Source organism: Psychrobacillus sp., assembly GCF_032154225.1.
In the GTDB taxonomy this organism is placed as follows: Bacteria; Bacillota; Bacilli; order Bacillales_A; family Planococcaceae; genus Psychrobacillus.
Genome location: NZ_JALDYF010000036.1, coordinates 1 through 7798, shown reverse-complemented (window position 1 = coordinate 7798; position 7798 = coordinate 1). Strand labels below are relative to the sequence as shown.

7 protein-coding genes are annotated in these 7798 nt (G+C 35.5%); all 7 read right to left on the bottom strand.

What is annotated here, in order from left to right:
- Window positions 1-662: 662 nt before the first annotated feature.
- The 7 genes from RUH95_RS21280 to RUH95_RS21250 all read right to left on the bottom strand — a co-directional run bounded on the left by RUH95_RS21280 (window position 663) and on the right by RUH95_RS21250 (window position 7152).
- Complete coding sequence (locus RUH95_RS21280) at window positions 663-1589, bottom strand: glycosyltransferase (protein WP_313894908.1); 927 nt, start codon at window positions 1587-1589, stop codon at window positions 663-665.
- Window positions 1590-1623: 34 nt separating this feature from the next.
- A complete protein-coding gene (locus RUH95_RS21275; RefSeq protein WP_313894907.1) occupies window positions 1624-2226 on the bottom strand; it encodes a glycosyltransferase family 4 protein in 603 nt (200 codons plus the stop codon).
- 593 nt (window positions 2227-2819) lie between these two features.
- Window positions 2820-3332, bottom strand: coding sequence for a hypothetical protein (locus tag RUH95_RS21270; protein WP_313894906.1), 513 nt, complete (start codon window positions 3330-3332; stop codon window positions 2820-2822).
- Between the two features lie 723 nt (window positions 3333-4055).
- On the bottom strand, window positions 4056-5153 hold the full coding sequence (locus tag RUH95_RS21265) for an L-dopachrome tautomerase-related protein (RefSeq protein WP_313894905.1): 1098 nt from the start codon (window positions 5151-5153) through the stop codon (window positions 4056-4058).
- Window positions 5154-5405: 252 nt separating this feature from the next.
- Window positions 5406-6542 carry a zinc-dependent alcohol dehydrogenase gene (locus RUH95_RS21260; RefSeq protein ID WP_313894904.1) on the bottom strand — a complete coding sequence of 379 codons (1137 nt, stop codon included), beginning with the start codon at window positions 6540-6542 and terminating at the stop codon, window positions 5406-5408.
- A gap of 24 nt (window positions 6543-6566) precedes the next feature.
- Window positions 6567-6929 (bottom strand): spore coat protein, encoded by a 363-nt coding sequence (locus tag RUH95_RS21255; protein WP_313894903.1) that lies wholly within the window; start codon window positions 6927-6929, stop codon window positions 6567-6569.
- Window positions 6930-6945: 16 nt separating this feature from the next.
- Complete coding sequence (locus RUH95_RS21250; RefSeq protein WP_313894902.1) at window positions 6946-7152, bottom strand: spore coat protein; 207 nt, start codon at window positions 7150-7152, stop codon at window positions 6946-6948.
- Between the last annotated feature and the right edge of the window lie 646 nt (window positions 7153-7798).

The window sequence follows — 7798 nt, the reverse complement described above, 5'->3', positions numbered from 1 at the left end:
TAGTGTACGACGAAAAAAAGGAGAAAACAACTTTGCTACTGCATATTTTACTAATATTCGTTTCTTTTAATATGTACATTATTTTTCACCCCTAAATTACTCTTAAGGGGCCTTTTTTTGTGTTTTCTTGTTAAATTAACCTGCATAATGACAGTCCTATTCTGCTAAAGCACACCGTAACTTGAACAAGCTTTAAATACTCTTTTTAAAAATACGCTTTAAATCAAAGAAACCAATTGTTCCACAAATTATCACCCCCGCTGATAACACCGCTGTCATAAACCAATTATCTCCCCAATTCACAACAACACTATATAAACAACCTATTGCAACAGCCAACGCAGCACACTTGGCTCTCCATTTTTTAAGTTTAGAAGTCTTTTATTACTCAAGCTTTATCCTTCCCCCTTCTGGTAAGTAGTTAAGCATAGGATTCTCCATCTACCTTTTTATCCGTGCTAAATTTCTTCTTCAACTAACGGTGTGCTTTACTCCTTCTTGAAGTAAAGCACACCGTTAGTTGAAGTGCATTGCTACACAAACATTTTTTAATATCTTCATTATTACATTTATTTGAAAACTATTACCGTTCATATTTTTCATTTATTTCGAAAGAACTGCATACTACGTTTTAAAACATTCTTTATAGACCATTTGAACCTTCATTCACTCACAATTTCATTAATCATTGTTTTTAAACCCATTGCACGTTGTGTAGTAGAATGCTTTTCATGGACCATTTTATATCCTTCTTCAGTAATTTTCATTCGCTCTTCGGGATGATGTAAATAGTAATAGGCTTTTTCTATGAAATTATTCTCATCAATCTCTACATAATTGACGTCGGGAATGAAACCTAAGTCAGATAGTTCTTTGGAGGAAGAAGCAAGCAGTAAGGTTTTGCAAGCAAGAACCTCATAGTATTTATTGACTGGATACTTATAAACAGAGTCGCATGTGAAGAACATTTTAGCGCGGTTAATTTCTTTAGCATATCGCTCCCCAACAAAAACATTTTTTTCTTTTTCCTCAAAAATATCACGATATCCAGGGTGTTCATGATAAACAAAACCATCGTGTCCATACATGGTTTGGATAATTTTTTCTCGAAGTGGATAAACCCATCCTGTAACGGCTCCCATGAATAACCAATCAATCTCTTTTTCTAGCTTATAGTCTTTAAAAATGTTTGTATTCACGTGGAGTGGAAACCATTTCAAACTCTCTTTAAATTCAGGATACCATTCACAAAACTTGTCTCGGTACATAGAGAAGATATAAGGGACATTATTGTCTCGAATGAACTCTTTTCTTTCGTTTATAGCATAATGAAGATCATGTATAATCACTCCAAATGGAATGGATATGGAAGTCCAACCGGTAACTTCGGGACTTTCCTTCACATCATTTAATAAAATGAAGTCTGGAACATCGTTTATTTCAGATAAAATCTCGCTAATATTACCAGCATCATGCCATAAAATTAAATTTGATATTTTAGCAAGTTCTTCCGTTAAGTAAAATGAATTTCTATAAACAATGCGACTGGTATCCAAAGTAATAAATAGGATAGTTAATTTTTTTTTCATAAATTTACACCTCAATTCTTTAAATGATAAAAATCTAGACTTCACGATAAATTAAAGAAGTGACCCATTTTAAATAGGACATTATATTTTCCTCAAGGTTATTACGTATGCAAATAGATTTTCGAGCTCTTTTCCCAATCTCTTTGCGTAACTTTCTATTATTTAGAAGTTCATAAGCTTGCAAAACCGCAATTTTGTCGTTTGTTACAGGAAACGTGAAACCAGTCTGCTTATCTTTTACTATTTCATTGCTTCCACCTATATCTGTGCAAACAATTGGGCATTCACATGCTTGTGCTTCTAGTAAATTAAGGGGATATCCTTCAGATAAAGAAGTAGAAAGAAAGACACCTCCAGATTGAGATATTAGCGAATAGTAGGAAGGCATTTTTTCATATGGTACGTTGGGAAGTAAAATAATTTCATCTGACAGATTATATTCTAATACTTTTTCATTGAAAAGTTGTATATCTGGACTGGTGGTGATATCACTCACAATTGCTAATTTAACAGATGAATTTTTAGATTTAAGTGCAGCAAAAATACTTAGTAGTTTATCCCAATTTTTATTGCTATCTAATCTCCCAACCCAACCAATTATAGGAATGCTTTTCCATATCTTTAGCTTTGGATACATATTAACTATTGCAGCGGTGGATTGTTTATAAAAAACGGTGGTATCTATTGGGTTTCTTGCAACAAAGATAGGTAAATCTTTTCTATTTGTTAGATTAGATCGTGCAATTTCCGCTACATAGTTACTTGGTACAACTATCGCGGTTATATAGCCTTTATCTTGGCCATTGTTTATTTTATATAGTTCCTGTGCAATACTTGAATTATAGCCGTGAAATTCAAAAATTACTTTGCCTTGATAGTCGATACGTTCTATTTCTTCAATGTTATATATCGTATGATATATGTCACAACATTAAACTGATGTTTTTGAATGTAAGTCCCTAAATCTTCCTCTTGAGAAGATATATGATAAGGAATATCCCTATAAAGTGAAGTGCCTACACCCCCATGATAAAAATAAGCATGTGCATTAACATTAAAAGAGGTCAAAGTTCTTAGACGGTTATAAAGTGCAGTTTCCACCCCCCCTTGATAACAGGCCCAGCTAATGGTTAATGAACTTGGATATACTTTTTTTTTTTAATCCTATAGACTCTAATAGTTTTGGAAATAACTGTATTTTTTTTGTTAGCCATTGTCTCGTAGGATCATTCATTGAGCGATCAATCGGATGAACAAAAAAAACATTTTTTTCTTTTGCGCTGTATCTAACTGTTCTATTGATAGTGGAACCCATCCTACAAATTCAGCGCATTCACTAGGATATGATCTATGTTTACCTCCACTACGAACAGCGAGAGTTGCGTATAGTATTTCTTCGAGGGCATACACTTCAGTTATCTGGAGAAGTGTTTCAAGTTTAACAATGTCTATGTTTTTCAGTAAATTTGTAACAATTTCTTTACGGTACACTTGCATCGAATTCAAGGAGCCACAAAAATAGTCTGTTTCAAAAAAAGGTTGCCATATTGACCATTCACTCCACATGTTCATCCCCGGAACCCAGTGAGGGGCATCCAGTGGAGAACGCTGGATTCCCATATTGATCCCCATACAGTCGTACCCTTGCATATGTTCGTTTAGAAACTCCTCGTATCCTCTTTTGATAAACATTACATCTGAATCCAAATTAACTAGATAATCATACTCTTCTTGTTTCTTCAAGCCAAGTCATGATATCCAAGAAAAAGCGACCTAATTTTTCTTTTTTCAAAGGTCTACTCTTTGGACAAATAGGAATATTTGATTTTAATCCAAATGTAGGATCCATACCACCGTTGTAAAGATGTAAAGGATTATTTTACAGCCTGGATTAAAGTATTTAATATTCTTAATTTGATTAATCAGCACTTCCTCATTCTCATGCGCTAATATTGCAAAACAGATCAAATAAATTCTCAACTTTCTAATAATCAGGAAATAATTTCCTGTCTATATTTTATTGTTTTACCTTTTCGGTTTTAGTTTATGCAAGAATTTGTTTCTGCTATAAGTTAAAATACTCAATCTAATAGGAATATCACTATAGCTTATTGATATAAGGGATACTTTTTCAAAAAACTTGCGGAACTAGGGGGATGATTTTGCACATTCATAATTATAAATTACTCTTAATCGAAGAGAATGAAACTAAAAATCTATAAGATATACAAATTATTGTTTTCATTATCTAAGAAAGGGGCAATTTAACATCCACTCTACTTCCAGTGAGCGTCTTCATTGATTCAAAGAAAAAGCTTTACTCCTTAATGATGTAAAGCACTCCGTTAGTTGAACAAGAACATGCCTTTTTATTACATATTGTGGTGTCAAAGATACCTGTTTCTTATTTTAACTGACAAAAAAGGCAGCTCCTTTATGAGGAATAGCTACCTTCCTTTAAGACTATTATGAAAAAGTAAGAGCAGGGAATTCATCAATTCTCAAACGAAGTAAACTGTATGGTTTTTCCCGTAAGTCTCTTCCATAATGAAATCTCGCCTGCCGATGTAACTGATTCACTATGACATATAAGTATTGATCGGGTCCAATCGAAAAAGTATCCGGCCATAAAATTCTCGGGTCATGTGCGATAGTTTCCATTACGCCATTAGGCAATATCTTTCGGATACTGTTGTTTTCATAGTCTCCCGCATAAACGGTTCCTTTTGCGCCGGTGATCAATCCATCAGACGCACCTTTTTCCCCCCAATACTGCACATATTGGGATAAATTAACGTCCTGTATCCTTTTGTCTCTTAGGGCTTCTGTTGATATCGAGAACAGCTGACGGCTGGTTAGCGGAGCATAAAATAAAACCTTTCCATCAGGAGAAATTGCTAAACTATCGGAAGCCAATCTAAATGGGGAAGTCGAGCCGTCCTGGTTTCGATCCATCAAAATTTCACCTTCTACTTTGGGTAAAATATAGAGATCAGGTGAAGTAGATATTGCCCCATTTAATCGTCTAAACGCGTTCCCATTTTCTAAATCTACGACGATAATCCCCCCTGGCCCTCTGGAAGAAGAATCCGTTATATATGCATAACCTGCTCTTCCTACCCGAAAGTCCACACGCACATCATTCAAATAAGTTGTTGGCAAGACAACATCATCTGTAAAGGTATATACTCTTCTTATTGTATTCGTGCTTAAATCAACAGAAACTAATTTTGCTCCCCCTTGAATAGGTTCAGAAAAATTTGGTGCCCCTGTGTCTAGTACCCAAAGTGTTCCTCTTCCATCAGCAAAGATACTTTGGACACTGACGAAAGACATCGTAATATTTTTGGTATTAACCAAATTAGCTTCTAAACTGGGATATGGCTGCAATTCACCCTCAACAATTTCCGCCACCGTAAATTGAACGTTATCTCCCCATTTCGGAAAGCAAATAAAAATACGACTAGTTTCGGAGACACTGACTCCTGTAGGCATAGCCCCATAAAAAGCGTGCACCAGTTCAAACTGCCCAAAATACTTTTCCATAGGTAATATAGGTTGCATGATATCCTCCTCATCAAATTCGAACGAATATCACCTATATATGTTGAAAATTTTTTTTAATGCCTAGTACTTGATAATTTTTTCTACCTAATTAGCTGGGAAAGTTCATGTATATCAACAAAACATATGAATCACTTGCACTGATTAAATAATATTCATCATTTGCATTTTTCTATTAAGGGATACAATCATTTGTCATTCCAAAATTTAAAAAAGCACCTCATAAGAGATGCTCGAAAACTAACACGGTATTTACGGTTTTAGTACAACTTTTATACAGTCTTCCATTTTGGTGTCAAATATTTCATAGCCATGCTTAGCTTGATCCAAAGGAAGTACATGAGTGACAATATCACTTGGATCAACCTTACCTTCCGCGATTAGATTATATACATGCGGCATGTAGTGAATAACTGGAGCTTGGCCAGTCTTAATATTCACATTTCGTTGAAAGATGTCTCCTAATGGGAATGCATTATAACGTGCCCCATAAACTCCTGTAATTTGAATTGTTCCACCTTTGCGAACAGCTTGACTTGCAATTACTAGAGCTCCCATTGCTCCTCCTTGTAATTTCAGGCCAGATGCAAGAAATTCCAGTGGTGTCATTTTTCCACTCATTCCTACGCAGTCAATGACTACATCTGCTCCACCCTTTGTTATTTCTTTTAAATATTCACCACAATTATCATGATCTTCAAAGTTAACTATCTCCACGTTATTCGTACGTTTTGCATGTTTTAAACGATAACCAACGTAATCAACTGCAATAACTCTTTTTGCACCTTTTAACCATGCGAATTTTTGTGCTAACAGACCAACTGGACCGCATCCTAAAATTACGACCGTATCCCCTGCTTTCACTCCCGCATTGTCTACACTCCAAAATGCTGTAGATGCAGCATCTGCAAGTAACACTAAACTTTCATCCGCAACTTCACTGTTTTCTGGAATCTTAAAAGGTGTAAAATTAGCATATGGAACTCGCATAAATTCCGCCTGACCACCTGGGAACCCTCCCGTCGTGTCTGAGTAGCCAAAATATGCGCCCATTTCTCCATTTTCATTCGCATTGTCGCACTGACTTTCTAATTCATGATTACAGTACCAACATTGACCACATGCTATATTAAATGGGATGATAACGCGGTCCCCTTTTTTAACTTTCGTTACATCCTTACCGACTTCTTCTACAATTCCCATAGGTTCATGTCCAATAACATAATCCTCTCCAAGGTTTGGGATCATCCCATGAATTAAGTGTAAATCCGATCCGCAAATGGCAGTAGTAGTCAGTTTAACAATGATATCATCCGCTTTTTGGATACTTGGGTCTTTCACGTTTTTTACTTGAACATTTTTAACACCTTGAAAAGTAACAGCTTTCATTAATTAAATCTCCTTCTATATTCATTATTTCTTCGGTGGGCTTGGAAACATTCCTTTCCGATTTGTAACGCCCGGAAAGAGATTTAAATTGGCTATATCTACTGCATTTTGAGCGGATTTAATATCCAATAGTTTTTGTAGTTCCAAATCATATAGGTTTAACCATTTTTTTTTCATCATGAGATCTGCAATTTCGAAATATAAGGCAATGGTTACATCAAGCTGTTCCTGTAATAACTTTCTAATTGTAGGTGTTGCTGTTTCTGTCAATGCAATTGAAAGATTTCTAACCCCAGTTTTTGTTGATAACAAAAATTCAAGGGCAATACCTGAATCTGTAAGTTCGGGCATTCCAACAGAATTTATAGGATCTAAATAATCATTCATACTAACCGACCTCCGATTATTTTAACTCAGCATTTGAATATAGTTTTATCATTGCAGTTAAAGCTGGTATAGATTGTTTTACATCCTTCTCCATTAGCGCTTTTAGATCTTGGTCAAAAACTATACCTTGCATCATTTTAGATTTAAGTAAACATACTGTCTTAAAATTTATTACTTCATGAAATTCTAAAGTTTCATGAAGTCCTAATTTCTTTTCAAACATTCCTGCACCTCCAAATCTTTTCATCCATAGAAGAATGCCCCAACAAAGATGTTTGTATTCATAAGAATTGAGGCCATTTAGTGGTGTTTATTGTAACAAAGGTATAGGTATTAATTATGAGATATCTTTCATTTGACTTTTTAATCGCGACTAATCTTTTTCCAATTTAAAACGAAAGAATAAAAAAGGGGTGGACAGTTTAGTTCACGGGATCATTTCCCACGCACCCGTACGTTCTACCCTGGCTACTGATATATTAAATCCTATAAAAATAAGGTCAACCAGTAAAAACTGGTTAACCTTATAATACGAAAGCACCCGTTAGCCATCCATGTAGCGCAAAATCAGCGCTACACCACAGAGAATGAAAATGTGAAAACCCGGGTATAGGATACTACGGCTGGCGAAGAAGGTCGATGAACTATGGTGCCTTAGAGCCCTTCCGTTAGTCTGACTCCAACGACCACGGTGTGCATCACAGACTGTCGCACTCTATACGAGTAGCACTCATGGGAGATTAATCCTACTCTGGTTTTTGCACCAACCTACCTTTATTCTTTGACGAATGGAGAATGAAATTTCTTATATGTGGAGGTGGCGGGAGTCAATCTGCAGCCTCTTAGTTAAGTGTTGAAATCCACCGAAT